Source organism: Allomuricauda sp. TY007, assembly GCF_010468565.1.
In the GTDB taxonomy this organism is placed as follows: domain Bacteria; phylum Bacteroidota; class Bacteroidia; order Flavobacteriales; family Flavobacteriaceae; genus Flagellimonas.
The window spans coordinates 14,406-33,405 of record NZ_WUEG01000020.1 but is presented as its reverse complement, the minus strand read 5'-3'; the positions used below and the strand labels follow the sequence as shown (position 1 = coordinate 33,405).

General features: G+C 43.5%; 19 protein-coding genes. All 19 read right to left on the bottom strand.

Going from position 1 to position 19,000, the window contains the following annotated elements; genetic code table 11:
- Entirely contained in the window at positions 1-372 is a 372-nt protein-coding gene (locus tag GO009_RS16390) for a metalloregulator ArsR/SmtB family transcription factor (RefSeq protein WP_163627786.1), read from the bottom strand.
- 395 nt (positions 373-767) lie between these two features.
- On the bottom strand, positions 768-920 hold the full coding sequence (locus GO009_RS16385) for a hypothetical protein (RefSeq protein ID WP_163627785.1): 153 nt from the start codon (positions 918-920) through the stop codon (positions 768-770).
- 419 nt (positions 921-1,339) lie between these two features.
- The gene (locus GO009_RS16380; RefSeq protein ID WP_163627783.1) at positions 1,340-2,185 is read right to left on the bottom strand and encodes a universal stress protein; all 846 of its coding nucleotides are present in this window, start codon (positions 2,183-2,185) and stop codon (positions 1,340-1,342) included.
- A 15-nt stretch (positions 2,186-2,200) separates the two neighbouring features.
- Positions 2,201-2,383, bottom strand: coding sequence for a hypothetical protein (locus GO009_RS16375; protein WP_163627781.1), 183 nt, complete (start codon positions 2,381-2,383; stop codon positions 2,201-2,203).
- Positions 2,384-2,565: 182 nt separating this feature from the next.
- The gene (locus tag GO009_RS16370; RefSeq protein WP_203532481.1) at positions 2,566-3,357 is read right to left on the bottom strand and encodes a cation transporter; all 792 of its coding nucleotides are present in this window, start codon (positions 3,355-3,357) and stop codon (positions 2,566-2,568) included.
- A 210-nt stretch (positions 3,358-3,567) separates the two neighbouring features.
- The gene (locus tag GO009_RS16365; RefSeq protein ID WP_163627777.1) at positions 3,568-4,041 is read right to left on the bottom strand and encodes a Fur family transcriptional regulator; all 474 of its coding nucleotides are present in this window, start codon (positions 4,039-4,041) and stop codon (positions 3,568-3,570) included.
- Positions 4,042-4,076: 35 nt separating this feature from the next.
- Entirely contained in the window at positions 4,077-6,641 is a 2,565-nt protein-coding gene (locus tag GO009_RS16360) for a heavy metal translocating P-type ATPase (protein ID WP_163627775.1), read from the bottom strand.
- 4 nt (positions 6,642-6,645) lie between these two features.
- Positions 6,646-7,005 (bottom strand): STAS/SEC14 domain-containing protein, encoded by a 360-nt coding sequence (locus GO009_RS16355; RefSeq protein WP_163627772.1) that lies wholly within the window; start codon positions 7,003-7,005, stop codon positions 6,646-6,648.
- A 231-nt stretch (positions 7,006-7,236) separates the two neighbouring features.
- Positions 7,237-7,461, bottom strand: a complete 225-nt coding sequence (locus tag GO009_RS16350; RefSeq protein WP_163627770.1) for a hypothetical protein — start codon at positions 7,459-7,461, stop codon at positions 7,237-7,239.
- 220 nt (positions 7,462-7,681) lie between these two features.
- Positions 7,682-8,041, bottom strand: coding sequence for an STAS/SEC14 domain-containing protein (locus GO009_RS16345; RefSeq protein ID WP_163627768.1), 360 nt, complete (start codon positions 8,039-8,041; stop codon positions 7,682-7,684).
- Between the two features lie 23 nt (positions 8,042-8,064).
- Positions 8,065-8,487, bottom strand: coding sequence for a Fur family transcriptional regulator (locus tag GO009_RS16340; RefSeq protein ID WP_163627766.1), 423 nt, complete (start codon positions 8,485-8,487; stop codon positions 8,065-8,067).
- A 14-nt stretch (positions 8,488-8,501) separates the two neighbouring features.
- Positions 8,502-8,840, bottom strand: a complete 339-nt coding sequence (locus tag GO009_RS16335) for a P-II family nitrogen regulator (RefSeq protein ID WP_163627764.1) — start codon at positions 8,838-8,840, stop codon at positions 8,502-8,504.
- A gap of 95 nt (positions 8,841-8,935) precedes the next feature.
- Entirely contained in the window at positions 8,936-10,174 is a 1,239-nt protein-coding gene (locus GO009_RS16330) for an efflux RND transporter periplasmic adaptor subunit (protein WP_163627762.1), read from the bottom strand.
- Between the two features lie 18 nt (positions 10,175-10,192).
- Positions 10,193-14,596, bottom strand: coding sequence for a CusA/CzcA family heavy metal efflux RND transporter (locus tag GO009_RS16325; protein ID WP_163627760.1), 4,404 nt, complete (start codon positions 14,594-14,596; stop codon positions 10,193-10,195).
- Positions 14,597-14,710: 114 nt separating this feature from the next.
- Positions 14,711-15,019, bottom strand: a complete 309-nt coding sequence (locus GO009_RS16320; protein ID WP_163627758.1) for a DUF6660 family protein — start codon at positions 15,017-15,019, stop codon at positions 14,711-14,713.
- Positions 15,020-15,117: 98 nt separating this feature from the next.
- Entirely contained in the window at positions 15,118-16,341 is a 1,224-nt protein-coding gene (locus GO009_RS16315) for a hypothetical protein (RefSeq protein ID WP_163627756.1), read from the bottom strand.
- Positions 16,338-16,772, bottom strand: a complete 435-nt coding sequence (locus GO009_RS16310; protein ID WP_163627754.1) for a ubiquinol-cytochrome c reductase iron-sulfur subunit — start codon at positions 16,770-16,772, stop codon at positions 16,338-16,340. Before GO009_RS16310 ends, GO009_RS16315 begins: the two co-directional genes overlap by 4 nt.
- 1 nt (position 16,773) lies before the next feature.
- A complete protein-coding gene (locus GO009_RS16305) occupies positions 16,774-17,973 on the bottom strand; it encodes a di-heme oxidoredictase family protein (RefSeq protein WP_163627752.1) in 1,200 nt (399 codons plus the stop codon).
- A 203-nt stretch (positions 17,974-18,176) separates the two neighbouring features.
- Positions 18,177-18,848, bottom strand: coding sequence for a metal-dependent transcriptional regulator (locus tag GO009_RS16300; RefSeq protein WP_163627750.1), 672 nt, complete (start codon positions 18,846-18,848; stop codon positions 18,177-18,179).
- Positions 18,849-19,000 lie beyond the last annotated feature (152 nt).

Sequence of the window (19,000 nt, the reverse complement as noted above, 5' to 3'; positions counted from 1 at the left end):
TTATGCAGTTTTTCTTTCAGGTGCTACATTACTTAAAATAGTAGTCAAAAAAGCTTTATTCTCCTCTGAAATTCGATAAAAGATGGTTTGACCATCTCTACGGGTAGAAATGACATTGACATCCTTCATCTTACGTAAATGCTGGGAAATAGCGGGAACGCTCATTTCCAGAATATCCGCAAAGTCACAAGGGCATAATTCGTTTTCCCGTTGCAGCAGATACAACATTTTAAAACGAACCTTATTACCGGCCAGTGCCATAACCTTACTTATTACCTCGATGGAAGCTGATACAGCGTTCAATTCTTCTTTACAGCGTAGTATTTGAACGTAATCGGCCTCTGCCCTAATGCAGCTAGTTTCAAGTTTCATGGGATGAATTTAGTACAAAGGTATAATAAATTAAGCAAATACTTAAATACGTTTAAATTGATTCTTTTAATTTACCTTTAATGGCAAGTTTGTCCTAGTTATATTTCTAGGATCAACGCAAATATGGTTGATATCGTATGGTCTCCTACTTTGGACCACTCCGTAAACAGTTGTTAAAATTTTATTGGAGACATTGTTCATTATCAAGAAATAAGGTTTTCCCTCAAGTTTTTTACGTTGTGCATACAGACTGTACTCCCTATTGTGTGCCACGGCAGCATCGACAGCCGGATCCAGAAGTTTGAAAAGTTGAGAGGCTTGGCGACCATAGGGAACGCCTGAACCAGACCCTTGGAGAACTCACCAAGTTCAACTACAACCAAGACGGTTCCAGTTCATTTTACATCTGGGATTCCCATGGATTGGAGTTCAAGACCACCAACAGCAATCTCATCAATTTGGTGACCACCCAGTTGCAGAAGACTTTGGAACAGCGGAAGTCGGAGATCGAAAAGGATATCCTGATCTTTGAGCTCTAAGTGATCCAAATCATTTAATGGCCCATCCGAATATTCGGATGGGCTATTTTTTTATGTAAGCCTAATTTATACCAGCAAAGTTGGTCCTAAAGATTACTTGTATGAATATGAGTCAGCACCATTTCATTTTTTGCAATCCAATAGCATTTAAAATAGTCCATAATGCCAAACCTATATTGGCAAAACGCTCCACTTTTTAGCCATCCTAACTGCTCCCAAAATCAGGACAATTACTTGAATATATTGTTCTGCAAACCAAGTTTTCGGGTTGATCGACTTTTTTTAGTGGATCAAACAACTTTGGATGGTTGATGGGTTTGAATGATCGCTTTTTCGGTTTCCATCGCCGCATCACAATCAAATCCATCCGTTTTAGCAACCATTTATCTAAAGCCGAAAAATATGTATTGATATTGCTGGAGATTATCTTATTTGAGTATAAGTAAGGGTTTATCGGAACCAAAAACCAATCTTTTTCTTAGTCCTTTCTCCAATACCCGCTCAAAAAATCCGTGTTCCCTGAAGAGTAGCACCAGCAAATCTATTGGGTTTTCCCTTAGAAACTTGTTGATGCCTTCTTCAGTATCTTTATTTTGGAAAATGTTGAAGGTGAATTCCCTTTGGCCCAAAAGGTTTTTATAATATGAAAGCACTTCATTTTCTTTTAAGGGAATATCCTCCTTGTCATTCGTAATTTGTACGAGATGTAAATTGGCAGTAAATGTTTCCAGCAACTTGATCAATAGGTCTTTATCAGCCTCATTGCCCAAACTGTCCCCGTCCAGTGCCAAGCCCAAATGTTCAATAGCATCATACTTTGTGCTTTCTGGAACAACCCATACCGGGCAAGGTGCATTACGACTTACTTTTTCAGTCACGGTGCCCACAAAAAATTCTTCCATCGGGGAGTCTGCTCCTTCGGTCCCCATAATGATGGCGTCAACATTTTCATCTTTGGCAGTTTGACAAATAACATCTACGGTCGCGCCAAAATCAACGAAACCTTTGTAATCCTTGGATGCGAGTTCCGGAAAGCTTTCGAGATAATCCTTGAGTTTTTGTTTGTTTGATTTTTCCTGGGATTCACGGGCTCCCGAAATCGGAGCTGCCATGGTTCCCATTCCCATGGGAGTGCTCGATGGATATGCCACGGTGTAGGCGTGAACAAAAATCATTTTTGTCGTTAGTTGCTTCGATAGGCCGATAACATAGTTCACCGTATTTTTTGCTACGGATGTAAAATCTACTGGAACCAAGATTGTTGTTGTTTTCATATCGCTTTGTTTTTGTTACGTTTCAATAAGAAGGTAAAAGAAATATAGAATGGCCTCTAAAAAGTAAAGGAGGAGAAGTACTATGAACATTGCGGTAAATATCAACATACATGAGACTTTGTCTTTCTTCGTTATTCCTCCATTCATGGGTTTTCTATCTTTTTTCGCAAGCCTTCTCTCCCTTCTGTTCTTGGACATATTCAATAATTTTGATGGCTGTCCACCATTTATTCAGCCCCAGCTTTGGAGCATCTTCAATGACCTTAACAATCTGTTCGAACCCGAACGCGTCCCCAGGTCGTCGATCCCAATACTATTGCCCAAATCTGGATATTCATTGTTTTTTGGTCATCATATTTCTAATCCTAGGCTTTCTGAAGCTACTTCGACAGTTTCAATATTCTTAAGGCGCCCCGCATCACAAACATGAAGACGATGCCACCAATTATCAAATCGGGCCATTTGCTGTTCAGAAAATAGACCAGCACACCTGCAACTATAACACCGCCGTTCACAATGATATCATTGGACGTAAAAATGGCGCTCGCCTGCATGTGGGCCTCTTGGCTCTTGGTTTTGTTGATGAGCCAGAGGGAAATCAAATTACCTGCCAATGCGAAAATTGAAACTATGATCATCCATTGGAACAAGGGCGTTCCAGTATCGCTGAAAAACCTACGCAGTACTTCTGAAAAGCCCAAGAGGGCCAATCCCATTTGAAAATAGCCGCTGATTTTGGCTATATTTTTCTTGCGTGACATGGCTGCGCCTACAGCAAACAAGCTCAGGCTGTAAACGATGGAATCTGCCAGCATATCCAACGAATCCGCCACAAGTCCCATTGAAGAGGAAATCCAACCAGTGGTCATTTCGATAACGAAAAAGCCAAAGTTGATGCCCAAGACCCACCAAAGCATTCTTTTTTGTTTGGATTGTTCTTCCATTACGGGCGGTTCGGCTTCTATGGTTCCCTCTAGGGAATCCCCAAGTTGTAAGCTGGCTATGGACGTTTGTATCTCCTTGGTGCCGTCCAAGTGATATACTTCCAATTTTCTGTTGGGAATATCAAAATCCAAGTGTTTTACTTGTGTATGGGACTCCAACTTCATCCGAATCATCTGCTCTTCTGAAGGGCAGTCCATTTTACTGATTTTAAAAGTGCTTTTGTTCATTAATATACTACTGAATCAATTATATTTCAGGGCTTCATTTTTTTATGCGACCCTATATATCTTTCCAAGAATGACTTTAGGCTATCCAAATATTCCACGAACGGGTTGACGGAAATCTAAGGTGTTTCACAATCACGGATTGTAATGGGATTTTCATCAAGATATTGGTATAGTTCAGGATAGTCCTGCTCAATTCTCAATGTAAATTCGTTAATTTCCTTGGTCAACTGCTGAAGCTTCTTCATCCTTGTTATTTTTTCTACAACTTTTACATACCCCTTTTAATACCAGGTTAGCATTGCTCACTTCATAATCATCAGGCAAGCTTTTTTCTGATATTCTATCCGGCAGACATAGTGTTTTTCCACATACGGTGCAATGAAAATGCATATGTAAGTCTTTATCGTGTTTGTCTATGTGACTTCTATCAGAAAGTGCATATTTTGCAATGTATGTTCCATCATCAATCTGATGGACCAGACCTTGTTCCATAAAGAGGTTGATAGTCCTATAAAATGTTGTTTTATGGACTGTTTTCTTGTTCACGCCTTTTTGGGCAAAAGTTTTTTCCATCTCGACCAAGGATACCGCACTTTGTCTCCGCTTAAGATATTGATACATCTTGACCCTCATCACAGTGGGTCTGATGCCGAGCCGTAAAAGTGTTTTCTCAGTAAGCGTCATTTTACATGGGGATTAAAACCGTGCCATCCATATTCTTATTTTCCATTGTAAGCCAATAAGCGCAAGGCATTGAAAACGACCAATAAGGTTGAGCCTTCATGTATTACCACCGCGATTCCGATATTGGCGAACCCGAATATGGTAGAGGGAATAAGCAATGCCACAATGCCAAGGCTAACCCATAAGTTCTGCTTTATGATTGCTTTTGCCTTTCGGCTCAGGCCAATGGCAAAGGGTAATGTCTCCAACTTATCGCCCATAAGGGCAACATCGGCGGTTTCCAAGGCCACATCGCTTCCTGCGGCACCCATCGCAATACCTACGGTACTGTTTGCCATCGCAGGTGCATCATTAACGCCATCACCTACCATCGCCACCTTGGACTCCTTTTTCTTTAGTTTTTTAATGGCATCCACCTTTTCTTCGGGCAATAGACTGCCCCAGGCATCGGTCAACCCTATTTCTTTGGCAACGGCATCGGCCACTTTTTGGTTATCGCCCGTAAGCATAATCATTCGTTTGATACCGATTTCCTTTAATTTTTTAAGGGTTGCCTTGGCGGCTTCACGAGGGGTGTCCATTAGGGCGATGATGCCTACGTATTCTTCATTCTTCCTAACGAGCATAGTCGTATTGCCCCCCCCTTCAAGACCACGGACTTTTATTGTTATCTCTTCGGAAGGCGAACTCTCATCAAGCCCTTCATAGAGGTCAAGGTTCCCTATATAGATTTTATCATCGCCCAAGGAAGCCTTAATACCCTTGCCCAGTACGGCTTCCAAATCGGAAGCATCGGGTATTTCGCCACCTTTCAGGCGCTCCTTGCCATCTCGGACCACGGCTTTTGCCAAAGGGTGGTCACTAAGGTTTTCTACCGCTACGGCTATTTTTAATAGTTCATTTTCCGATAGTTTCCCAAGGGGGACCACTTCTGTGAGTTTAGGCTTTCCTTCTGTCAGGGTGCCTGTCTTGTCAAATGCCAGGGCGGTGAGTGTCCCCAAGTCTTCCAAAGGTCGCCCCCCTTTGATCAACACTCCGCCACGGGCGGCCCTAGCCACCCCGCTCAAAACCGCACTCGGTGTCGAAATCGCCAATGCGCAGGGGCTAGCGGCTACCAGTACTGCCATTGCTCTATAAAAACTGGCGCTGAACGGCTCGTCTATGACCAAAAAAGCAAAAAGCAATAGTACGACCAGTACCAGTACGGAAGGCACAAAGTACCTTTCAAATTTATCGGTAAGCAACTGTGTGGGCGATTTTTGGGTCTGCGCTTCATTTACCAACTTTACCAATCGGGATAGCGTTGAGTCCTTTGCCTCCTTGATCACCTTTATATCAAGGGTGTTGTTACCGTTAATGGTTCCCGCAAAAACACGGTTTTCGTCCTTTATATCATCTTCCTCTGAATAGTCCCTGTCAATATCTTGAACGGGAACTTTATCTACCGGTACACTTTCCCCGGTTATGGGAGCTTGGTTGACACTGCTTTCTCCATCGACCACAACACCGTCAGCGGATATTTTACTGTTTGGCTTGACCACAATGATATCGCCAATACCCAACTTTTCGATTCCGACCTCTTCGGTCCTGCCATCTTTTTTCAGCAAGGCGGTTTTTGGGGCCAAATCTGCCAGTGCCGCGATGGATTTTCGTGCCTTCTCCATTGCATAATGCTCTAGGGCATGCCCCAAACTGAACAGGAACAATAGGAGTGCACCTTCTTCCCATTCACCCAGAATAGCTGCACCAATGGCGGCCACCAGCATCAAAAAATCGATTTCAAAACCACCTTTGGCAACAGTCTGGACGGCCTCTTTTGCAGTAAAATAACCGCCAAAAAAATAGGCTCCTATATACAGGGATAAGCTTACCCAATCCGGAACTGCCGCTAGGTAGGACAACCCAAAACCTATTCCAAGAATGACTCCGCAAATTAGGGCAAAAATAAGTTCGGTGTTCTTTCCAAAAATACCGCCGTGTGCATGCACATGGTCTTCGCCCTGTTCATCAACATGGTCCTCACCCTTTTTGTGAACGTGGCCTTTGCCATTTGCTTCAAGGTGTTGTTTTTCCTTTTTATTCTGAATAACCCTCGATTTTTCTTCGCCGTTGGATACTTCCATTTGTTGTAAATACAATTCTGTGCCAATGGACGGATCAATAATGGACAACCCTTGTTTTTCTATTTTCTTTTGAATGGCCCCAAATCCTGTAATGCCCTTATCAAATTCCACATGTATCATTCCAGAAGCGGAAACGGAAACTTCGAGTACCCCATCGACCTCCTTGAGGGCTTTCTCGATGGTTCGGGCATGGCGGGTGTGGCGTATGCCATCCACGGCTATCAACCTATGCCCAAATTTATTTGAGATTTGGGCACCGGTTGTTTCTGCCAGGGACTGTACCCTATCAAGGGAAATGACATCGGGGTCGTAATGGAAACAGAGTTGAGGAACACCGTTCGCTTTTTCATCGGATACGTGCACATTATCAATGCCCTCTCGTCCTTTCAGTTTATCAATGAGCCTATTGACACAGGCATCTTTTTCGTCCGGCACCTGGGGAAGGATTACGGGAATCTTTATTTTTAGTTTTTTCATGTCCTTAGTTGTTTTGTATCCAGTTTTTTGCTTTTGCCTTATCTTGAAAACCAAAATATTTGACTTCTGAACCAGTAAAGAAATCCATGGCTTTGACGGCCCATTCCTGCCATTTTTTTTCGCCTACAAATGCCATTTTACCGTATTCCGATATATGTGCGGTATCTACTTTTAAATCTGCCCATAAACCTTTTGGGCCATTACCGTGAAATTCTTCCAGTTCAAAGTAAAAATGTACCTTATGGCCTTTTTTGGTGATGGTGTGGATCAGCGGATGGATTTTTTCTATATCCCTCTTTGTGATTTTGCCCTTGATTTTGGCGGCAATTACGTTTTCTTTTTCTATGTTCAATAGCTGTGTCATTTTTCACTTTTTTATCGGATTTATATCAACTTAGGTGCATTTCCATATAATCCAGAGCTTCAGATAATCCTATTCCCGGGAACCGTTCCCAGTGCTGGTCAAAAAATATGGGCGGCCACCCGGATTTGAACACACGGTTTTACTGATTTAGGCACCTAACACAAGAGATTTCCTTTTTTGTTTAAAACATCAGTGCGATACTGCTTCCCCTTGTGCCGAACAGGACATTTTTCAAGGTTTGGTCCATAGCCCCAAACCCCATGATTTGTCGAAATCCTTCTTAGGACAAATGCCACCAGTTGCCGCATCGCCACCCAGGCCATAATGCAACAGGGAAATGCCCAATGGTTGTGCCATAAATATGCCCGCTATAAATCCAAGCGCAATAGCAATGGGAAGTCCTTGGTTGTCCAGTACTTCGTTTTTGAAATCACTTTTGTCACTAAGCAGTTTCATTATCGATTATTTTTTAATTTTCCCAAAACAACTTTTTTTTGCTGTTCAAACTCTTTTTCTCTTAATTCGATTCACGCCAACCCCCGGATTTTTATTGTGTAATTTTTTTTGTTTCTCCCTGGGACGATAAACATCCAGATACCCCCCGACATATCCTATGTATTTATGGGTAATCTGATTGTATATTATAGTTTTTACATTAAAATTAATTGAACTGTTTTTAATTGTTTTTTTTCTCTATCCATTCTTTGGCCAAATCTTTTTCACTGGGTCCGAAGAATTTCATGTGAGCCCTTGTAAAGGGTGTCAAAACCTCCGTAAACTGTTCGTGCCATTTTTCATTTCCTACCAATGCGACCCGTTTTAGACGTTCCTCATTCGGAAGTTTAAGAACAATATCATTCCAATATGAGCTTGCAGTCCATGCCTTAAAATTTTCCATCTCAATATACCAGTACACTTTGTTGTGTGCCTGTATATGGTCTTTTAGTTGAAGGATCAAATTTTCATGATCCGTAGCATCAAGTCCATTTCGAGCTACCATATAAACTTTACATTCCTTTTTATAGATCGTCACCATTGTTCCAATTTTTAATTAAAATGTTACTCCAGGCCATCATTGCATTTCCCACAGACTCCCTTTGCCACAAGATTGATATCTTCTGCCACATAGCCTTCGGGCAGGTTGATCTGTGGGATTTTATGATCCGTCAGGCACACCGTTTCCCCACAGCTATTGCAATGAAAGTGTAAATGGAGGTCGTTACCGACCTCACATTCACAATCTTCCTCGCATAGTGCATATTTAATGACGCCTGTTCCATCTTCGATTTGATGCACGATGGCATTTTCTTCAAAGGTCTTCATGGTACGAAAAAGCGTGCTCCGCTCCGAACGTTCAAAATGTTTTTCAAGTTCGCCCAAGCTAACGGCAACGTTCAACTGCGCCAACCGTTTATAGGTTATCAGGCGCATTGCCGTCGGGCGAATGCCCCTGCTCTCCAACTTTTTCACTATTTTTTCCATTGGTTGTAAACAGTTTAATGGTCGTAACGTTTTAAGGATTCCCCGGTCTTTATCTGGAAAGCATCTTCAATGTTGGACAGATAGATTATACCATCACCAGGATCGGGCGTCCTGCCATTTTTAAGAATGATGTCTATTGCCGTTTGGGCCTCCTCGTTCTGGCAGACCAGTTCCACTTTTACCACGGGACTGTCCGTCACATGAAAATCAAGTGAGGGTTTGGCACCTTTTGCCTTGAATGCCCCGGTCCCTTCGGCCTGTGATAGGGTCATGCTCTTAAACCCATTATCGCTGAGGGCTTCAATGACCCGTTGTATCCTGTTCGGTTTTATAAATGCTTTTATTTCTTTCATCTTTTTATCTTTTATGATTTTGACCCGGGACTGTTTATTTTTAACTAACTAAGGGGAAAACAGACCCGGAATCAAAACCTTTGATGGTTATTGAATTAATGTCCGTGTTCGAGTTCGCCCTTGACCATTTCAGAAGAAAGGGTATAGGCCCCAACGGTGACAACCTTAATGTTTTTGGCCATTTCTGTAGGAATATTGATTTCAACAAAACCAAGGTCATTTATGCCCGTGCTTACAGGAATTCTTTTAAATTTCGTCCTATTCCCCTCAGTTTCTCCATCCTCTTCTAAAATAAAAATGTATGACTGTTCGGCTTCCTTAACGATAGCTTCCTCTGTAACGGCATATCCAGATTTTTCCCCTTCAGTAATCCTGCCCTCAACATACATTCCCGGAAGAAGGTCGCCATTTTTATTGTCTATATCGGCGTGAACGTGCAATGCCTTAGGGTCTTCCTCGAAAGTCTTACCGACGGAATGGACCTCTGCGGTCAATAGTTCATCAGGTTTAGAGGCCACTGTAAAAATTATTTTTTGTCCCACCTTTACCTTCGGAATATCTTTTTCATAAACTTTAAGGTCCAAATGGATTTTTGAATTATCGCTTACAGCGAACATCTTGGACTGGGGCGCAACATAATCGCCAAGGCTTACCATTACCTCATCCACATAGCCCGAGATAGGTGTTGTTATTGGGATGGCAGAGTAGATTTCACCTTCTTCTACCTTGGACGTGTTAATTCCCAATAATCGCAGTTTTGCCTTTAAGCCGTTAACACTAGAGGAGGTGGAACGAAATTTTGATTGAGCCATCTGGAATTCCTTTCCCGAGGAAACACCCTTGTCGAACAATGTCTTTTTCCGCTCAAAATCCTGCTTCAGGAACACGAGTTCGTCATTTTTTTCCTGATATTCCTGCTGCATACTTATAATATCCGGATGTTCAAGATAGGCAAGTACCTCGCCCTTACGTACTTTATCTCCTTCTATTACCTTGATTGACCTCACGTTACCGCCCATGAACGGACTGATATTGGCCTTGTCCTGGGGGAAAAGTTCGAGCCTTCCGGTAACCTTGATATTATTGCCGAGATTACGTTTTTCCAATATTTTGGTCTCAAGTCCGATAGTTTCGATTTGGTCATTGGTCAGCACTACCACGCCTTCCTCTTCCTCATGATTTTCACCGCCTTCACTGTGTGCACCTTCCTCACCCTTCATATTTTCGGCGGCAGTGCTTTCTTCATTATGTCCCAATTCTGAATTGGGCTTGTCGTTGCAGCCCATTGTCAAAAGGCCCATAAATATGATACTTGTTATCGCTATATTTTTCATTTCTTTTTCTTTTGTGGATTATAGGTTGCCCAATTGGTATTGTAGTTCAATGAACTGCTGGTTGTACTGATATATAAACTGTAAATGATTTTGTTTTATCCTGATGGCACTGTTGAGAATCGTGATATAGTTTACATAATCAATCTCACCTTCCATAGAGGCCAGTTCTGCCGTGGTAATTTGTTCCTCGGCCAAGAGCAATGCGCCTTCCTGATAGTAATCAAGTGTTTTTTGCGTTTTTTCCAAGGATTTTATGAGCTGTGAGACTCTACTTTCGGTCACTGCTTTTTGTTCCAAATATTGATTTTCTGCCATCATGGCTTCGGCTTTGGCCGCCTTTACCCTTGATTTTTGCGGAAAGAACCAAAGTGGTATACTGATCCCGGCCTGATAGGTGTTAAAACCTGATACATCATCCACAACCTGCCTTCCATACGTTAAGTTGAACTTGGGCAGGAACTGCGCTTTTTCCACACCGATGTTTGCTTTGCTAACTTCAGCATTTTGCATGGTATATTGAAGCATGGGATTGTTGGTTACGGAAGTTGAATCCAAGCGGCCTATAAAATCCATGGGTTCATAGGGCATTTCCACGGTTTCTATTTCCTGGTCAATGCCCAGATACTGCTTCAGTGCCCTTTTCGCAATTTCAATATCGTCGTAGGCCTGTTGTCGCAATACCTGTATTTGTTGATATTCCGAAGAAGCAGAAATAAATTCAAGTTTGCCGGTCTCCCCGGTATCATAGCGCAATTGTGCCGCCGTCCTAAAGTTGGCATAAACACTGTCCAGCTGTTCCGCAAACCGCAATTGTGCCTTGTTGAAATTGATACGGTCATAGGCCTGCATTACATTTCGGATCAACTGCTGCTCATTGACCGCATAGAATGTTTCGCCCAACTTGACACGTTCCCTATAGAACCTCGATTTTGAAAAACCTGAAAGCAGATCTATATTCCCTTGTTGTACGCCAATAGTGGTCTGTACACCGGGTAGGTCATTGCCGAACTCTTCCTTTCCGGTAAACACCTGTGTATTTCCCAAATCGAAGCTAGTACCTTTCAGCGCCTGCTCACGCGCAATAAAGGCTTGGCTTTCCTTAAGGGAAGGATAATTTTCCTTTGCCATGGCGATGGCTTCTTCCAAAGTGACGACTTGGCTCATCCGGCCGTCCTGGGCACTTACCGAATTTGGGGTCATGAAACCTCCCAAACTGAATAACACCAGAAGAATCGTTGTACTTTTCTTGATGTAACTTGTGTCGCCTCCATTGTTTTTACGTTCTTTGCGCACCTCCAGCCAACTGTAAAGTACCGGGATCACCACCAATGTCAAGAACGTTGCCGAAATCAAGCCACCAATAACCACCGTTGCCAAAGGCCGTTGCACTTCGGCACCACCCGAGGTGGATATGGCCATTGGTATAAAACCCATAATGGCGGCAGTTGCCGTTAGGAGTATGGGACGTAACCGCTCGTGGGTGGCCTCATATATTCTATCTTTTAAATTTGTCATTCCGCTTTCTTTTAATTCATTGAATTTATTGATAAGGACAAGCCCATTTAATACTGCAACCCCAAAGAGCACGATAAAACCGACCCCTGCGGAGATACTAAAAGGCATGCCTCGTACCAATAATGCAAAGACTCCACCAATGGCCGCCAATGGCACCGCCATGTATATCATTATCGATTGTGAAAACGAGTTCAACGCAAAATAGAGCAGTATGAAGATGAGCGCAAGGGCAATCGGCACTACTATCATTAAACGGTCTGACGCCCGTTGCAGGTTTTCAAAAGAACCGCCATAGGTCACATAATAGCCAGGTGGAAGCTTGACCTCGGCATCCAATTTTTGTTGAATTTCCTCAACCATGGATTTAACATCACGCCCCCTGACGTTGACCCCCACAGATATACGGCGATAGGTATTGTCCCTTGAAATTTGCATAGGTCCGGGCTTATAGCTGATGTTCGCAACCTCTTTAAGGGGTACTTGATTGCCGTTTGGCAAATCGATATAGAGATTTTTCAAATTGTTGATATCCTGTCTATATTCTTTGGCCAATCGAATGACCACGTCAAATCGCTTTTCACCTTCAAAAATTACGCTCGCCTTTTCTCCGGCAAAAGCGGCACTGACATAATCGTTCATTTTATCGATGGTCACTCCGTACTGTGCCATTTTAGGACGATTATATTCCACGGTCATTTGAGGCAAGCCGCTGGTTGCTTCAACATTTATGTCAGCAGCACCGGGAACAGTCCTTATCACTGCTGCAATTTCCTGTATCTTATCGGCCAGCACACCAAGGTCTTCTCCATATAGTTTAATGGCAACGTCTTCCCGGACCCCGGTCAAAAGTTCATTAAAACGCAGTTCCACGGGTTGGGTAAACACAAAGTTCACACCTGGGATCACGGCTATTTTTTCCTTGATTTTTTCGATAAGTTCCTCTTTGCTTTCGGCACTCGTCCATTTGCTTTTATCCTTTTCAAGAATGATATAGCTATCGGCAATATCCATGGGCATGGGATCGGTAGGTATTTCTGCGACCCCAATACGCGATATCATTGTTTTAACCTCTGGGAATTGACCAATGATATTTTGTAGTTTTTTGGAAGCTTCAATGGATTCGGTAAGGCTACTGCCGGGTTTTATCAATGCCTGCATGGCTATATCGCCCTCGTCAAGTTTAGGGATAAATTCGCCACCCATATTACTAAAGATAAATCCGGTGATCAACAACAATGCGACCGCGCCCATAACAACGCCGGCTTTGAAACGAAGTGCAAAGGATAATAAGGGTTTGTATGCTTTATTGAGACCGGACATAATTTTATCACTGAATCGGTCTATACGGTTCTCGAATTTTGCAAACCAACTATTTTTGTTCTTTGCCGGCTTTAGAAACATGGATGAAATCATTGGGACATAGGTAAGGCACAGAATAATTGCACCTAAAACCGCAAAACCAAAAGTAAATGCCATGGGACGGAACATTTTGCCCTCAACCCCTGTCAAAAAGAGAATCGGTGTAAATACAATAAGGATGATCAATTGTCCAAAAAATGCAGAGTTCATCATAGTGCTGGCAGACTCATATGCGATTTCATCCATTTCCGGTTGCTCAATGATCTTGGTCGACTTTTTCATCCGTTGATGAATATGGAACACCATCCCTTCTACAATGATCACCGCGCCATCAACGATGATACCAAAGTCTATGGCCCCGAGGGACATTAGGTTTGCCCATACCCCAAATTGTTTCATTAAAATAAAGGCGAACAACAACGATAAGGGTATAACTGATGCGGTAATCAATCCACCCCTTAGGCTTCCCAATAAAAGAACAAGTACGAATATTACAATCAATGATCCTTCAATAAGATTTTTTTCGACCGTGCTCGTGGTCCTCGCAATAAGTTCGCTCCTGCTTAAAAATGGTTCGATATAAACCCCATCTGGCAGCGATTTTTGAATTTCCGTTATGCGCTTTTCTACATTTTTAATGACATTACTGGGGCTTTCCCCTTTGAGCATTAAAATTTGCCCTCCTACGGATTCGTGCCCATCTTGGGTGAATGCACCATATCTTACTTGGCTTCCGTAGCCAACCCGCTCCGCAACATCCCTTACCAATACGGGTGTGCCATTTTGAGAAACGACAACTGTGTTTTTCAAATCCTCGATACTACGGGCCAATCCTTCCCCGCGTATAAAGTTCGCTTGATGGTTTTTTTCAATATAAGCACCACCTGTATTGGCGTTGTTCACTTTCAGGGCCTCAAAAACTTGACCCATTGTAATCCCAAAACTTTTAAGTTTATCGGGATTGAGTGCCACTTCATATTGTTTTACATAACCTCCAAAGGCATTGACTTCAACAACACCGGGAACCAATGCCATCTGACGTTTTACCAACCAGTCCTGGATGGTACGCAGTTCCATTGCATCATATTGCTCTTCGTAACCCTCTTCCACCTTTAGGGTATATTGGAATATTTCTCCCAGACCAGTTGTAATGGGAGCCATAAATGGGGTCCCAAACCCTTCAGGGATTTCCTCACTGACCTCTGCGAGCTTTTCCTGTACGAGTTGTCGTGGCAGGTAGGTCCCTGCCTCGTCCTTAAAGACAATGGTGACCACGGATAGGCCGAACCTGGAGACGGAACGGAGTTCAACAACATCAGGAAGATTGGCCATGGCCAGTTCTACGGGATAGGTGACAAATTGCTCGATATCCTCTGTGCCGAGGTTTGGCGCGGTGGTTATCACCTGCACTTGATTGTTTGTAATATCGGGTACGGAACCCAAGTTTATAGTGGCCATGGACCATATGCCCGTACCGACCAGTGCCACTATAAACAAGCCAATAATAAACTTGTTATTAATGGAAAATGAAATGATTTTGTTAATCATGGAAATATATTAATTCAGTTAAACTTTTGATATATGCCAAACCCATGGCGTACATCGAAGTGATGGAAACCTTTGGTAGGGGTTCAAAAAGGATAGGGTTATCCTTAAACTGAATTAAACTTTTGGGGGTTGGTAAAGCGAAGGGGTGAAATCTTTGCCATGTTTATCAAAATGTACAAAGCTTTCATTTGAAATATCTACTTGAATCGGTTCAAATTCAAGAATGCCAAAATCAATGGTATGCACATGGCAGCAATGACACTGGCAAAAGGGTGAACAAAGCTCACCATCCTGACTGTGATCACCATCAAAATCCACCACTGAAACGACTTGGGAATCGCCATTGGCCTGCACCGAGTCGCCACAGGGCACTATATTGAGTGCCAAGAAGTAAAAGGACAATATGACGGTTAAAACTTTCACATTGCAAATATATGAAATTACTAATGCAACGCTTGTGCAAAGTTATAAAGGGAGGGTCAACTTAGGTGATAAACAGCCAAGTGGTCTATCGGCGACTTTTAAAAATACGATGAAATCCCAAAAATAAAACCTCCTGTCCTTGCAGGTTCATTGTTCAAAATATCCTTTTGTCTTTGGATGCGATAGTTGAGGCGGAATACCGTCTGTGGGGATGGCCTGAAACTGATGGCCGGCATGATGCTCCAGATCTCATCGCCGATTTCGTCCCCCGTCTCGTTAAAGGTTCCCACGTTCCAATCGACGTATTCAAACCGGCACGCCAGGTTCAGGGTGGCGTTGTCCCAGCCCAACATTTTCCGGTCCAGGACAGGTTGGACAATGTCCAAAAACCCGCCGTGCTGTTTGCTCCCGTATTGTTGTGTATAAGTGTTGGGGATATCCACCTGTACCCAGGCCCATTCACCTGTAAGATAGGTGTTCAGCTTTGGCAGCGTGTTGTTGTAATCAATGGCATAGACATTGACCCTTCTTTTTTTGTCCAGTTCAATACCATCATCTTCAAAAGTGTTGTAGATGCCTCCCATATAGGACAGCCCGATCTCACCGAAGGTATTATGTCTTATCGCTATTTTGGCCGTGGTCAACGGTGTGCCACTTGCCGATTCCTCAAACCGTTCCCCGTTTTCCTTGGCGGCGGGCAGAAAGGTCTTGTTTTCCGAATTGTCAATGATCGAGTTATCGAACCCTCCCGAAAGATACAGTTCATAGCCGAACATCCAGTCCTTGCGATAGGTCTTCCCAAACAGGCCGAACCCGGCATTGCTCCATGTAGCGGGAAGCATCTGTGTGGCAGGGATGGGCCTGTCGGTAAACTCCCATTTGGGGCCGTCATGGTTTTGGTTAAAGGCCCCTATGGGATTCATGATGATCCCCCCCCGAAGGTTCAGCAAAGGGTGGAACTCCACATCCAAGGAGGCAAACTCTATGGCTATTTCCTTACCGCCTTCCTCAAACTCCAACTCGCTCAGGAACTTGAGTTTTTTGCCAATGGACGAGGATACGAACAGGGTCATCCTGCGCATTTGGAACTGATGCCCCTCGGAAACCCCGTCCGTTCCCAGGTGCTGCCAATTTGCTTCCACATAGCCGCCCACGGAAACAGGGACCTTTCCAAAGCTCAAAAAAGGACGGTCGTAGACTGCATCCATATTGAGGCCTTGTTTTGTTGTATCTAACTGGGCTCTCTTGATAAGGGTGGAGTCTATCTGGGCCTGTAACGCTGTTGCAAATAACAATAACAATTTGGTAATGAGGTGTTTCATGCTTTTTTTAATGAGATAAGGATGTTTTGGTCGGTTATCTGCACCGGAAAGGACCTCAAGGCTTCCTTGGCAGGTCCTTGGATCACATTTCCTTTGTTATCAAATTCGCTGCCGTGTGCGGAGCAGACCAATTTATCGCCATAGGCGTTCAGTTCGTTCCCCTGATGGGTGCACCGCAGATAGAGTGCCGTATACTCCGTTTCCGAAAACCGGAATATATAAATGGGAAACTGCAATTGCCCGTTGTCCACAATCAGGTATTCAACGGCTTTTTCGCCTTTCATGAAATCCGTCCTTTGAATTACAAGATGGTCCCTGACAATAGGGGCGGTAATGCTTTTTGTAGTAACACAGCCTTGGAGCAGTATCGCCATGGAAGAGACCCCAAGACAGGCACATCCACAGGTCTTTATGAATTCTTTTCTATCCATTCTATAGGGATTCCAAAAATTTAATAAGGTCGTTTTTCTCGGATTGGGTCAGGCTCTGGTATTGGTTTTTGCTATTTTCAGCCTCACCACCATGCATTAGGATGGCCTCTTCAATGCTATGTGCCCTGCCATCATGCAACAGGAAATATTGCCCGCCCTGGGTTGTGGGCGATAGCCCAAGCCCCCATAACGGAGGTGTACGCCATTCAGAGGTTAGGGCACTGCCCTCGGTATAACCATCATCCAACCCAAGCCCCATATCATGCAACAAAAGATCCGTGTAGGGTTGGAATGTCTTACGGGAGAGCGCCTCGATGGGGGAATACCCGGTTACCAGTTCCGGTCTATGGCATGAGGCACAGTTTATCCGGGAGAAAAGCGACTTTCCGTTCTGAACCTGTGATGCTTCCTGGTTTCTGGGTATGGGAGCCTTTAGGGTGTTCAAGTACGCGACCACGTCCCGGATGGTCTTATCCGACACCTCAGGGTCAATCGTCAGACCGGAATACACATCCTTTGGGTCGAAGGAAGAGGCAATACCGATATCCTGGTTATAGGCATCCACGGTCTGTTGCAACAGGTCATATGCCGCCGCTTTTTTTCCGAAGCGGTGGATATACTTTCCGTCCTGGGCTATCGCATTGTCCAAAGGATCCAGATATTCTTTCAATGTTCCCCAATTGGGAACGCCGGATATCCCATCGCCGTCATCGTCATTGGGATCCGACATGGCCATGATGTCGGCATCGGTCACGTACTGCAAAAAGCCAAGTCCGGTAACGGCCGGAGGTGTGAACTTTGAAAAAGTGGCCCCATTGGGAACCGTCTCCGGCTCATATCCCGGCAACGCCCTGTTCTGTATCTGCGGGCCTCCCAAGTGCAAAAACTGGTTTCCGGTGGCATCCGTCTGTCCAAAACGTGTAAGGGTTGTAAACGGGGTGCCCTTTCCGTCCCCGGCATGGCAACTGGCACAGTTTGTGGCCACAAAAAGAGGTCCCAATCCCGATCGGGAAGTGAATACATCGTCGTTGAACGCAATGTCCCCCGCTAAAAATTGTGCATTTTGTGCGGAGGTCAGTCCCCCCAATGGGCCATCGAGAAGTTCTTCTTCAAGAGGGGCAACGGGTTCATATTTATCACAGGATCCCAACAACAGTCCAAGGACCAAGATTTTGGGAAATAATTTAAGTTCAAGTAACATTCCTTGTCCAATTAAAAACTTAGAGGGGTAAATGTAATAAAGTTAGTTATGACTAACAAATTATTTTTAGATGTATAAAATATGAAATAGGGAAGACTTAATTTAAGCTAGTTCCAAGGAACTCTCTTACCGTTGATGGCTGCAAGGACGATGGTAAGGGGTTGTGTCGTTTAGGTCGATAAAAACGTTTATAAGGAATGGTTTCACTTACTGGACAAGTCCTTGTCCGTGACCAATATTTTATCCCCGACCATTTTGGTCAGGGTCTCTCTTTGTCCTTGACCATAGGAAATGGATAAGCTACCATCGAAAGGTTCGACGGAAATGACCTCGATTTTAGTTTCCAAGGACAGACTCTTATTGTTCAGGAACTTTAAAAATTCCTCTGAAGAACTCTCCACAGCTTTAAATATCACCTTCTGTCCCTTTACACATTCACTAAGTTTATAATACTGTTTTCCTTGTATATTCCCATTGATGTCAGGAATAGGGGATCCATGGGGGTCAAAGGAGGGATACCTCAGAATTTCGTCCATCTTTTTGAAGAATATGGGCGATTTTACATGCTCTATTTGTTCGGCAATGTCATGGACTTCCTCCCAGCCAAACCCCATTATTTCCACTAAAAACATTTCCGTGAGGCGATGTTTACGGATAATGTGCATAGCTTCATTTCTCCCCTTTTCGGTCAATCTAACGGGTTTATATTTTTCATAATGGACCAATTTTTTTTCAGCTAGCTTCTTGATCATATTGGTAGCTGAGGGCATTTTTACGCCCAACCGTTTGGAAAGTTCGTTGACATTGACCTCTCCCTTATCATTTGACAGGGAGAACAGTGCTTTCAGATAATTTTCTTTTACCAAGGAGTCCATAGGGCAAATATAACAATCAATATATGCCCATAACAAAAGTTTTAAATGTGTCTGGAGCAGAGATGGGAGGATATTGAAAATGGTATGAGGTAAAAACCTTTGCCGTAATATTGCAAACAATTTTTGCTCAAACAAATCATTCTTGAAAGCCA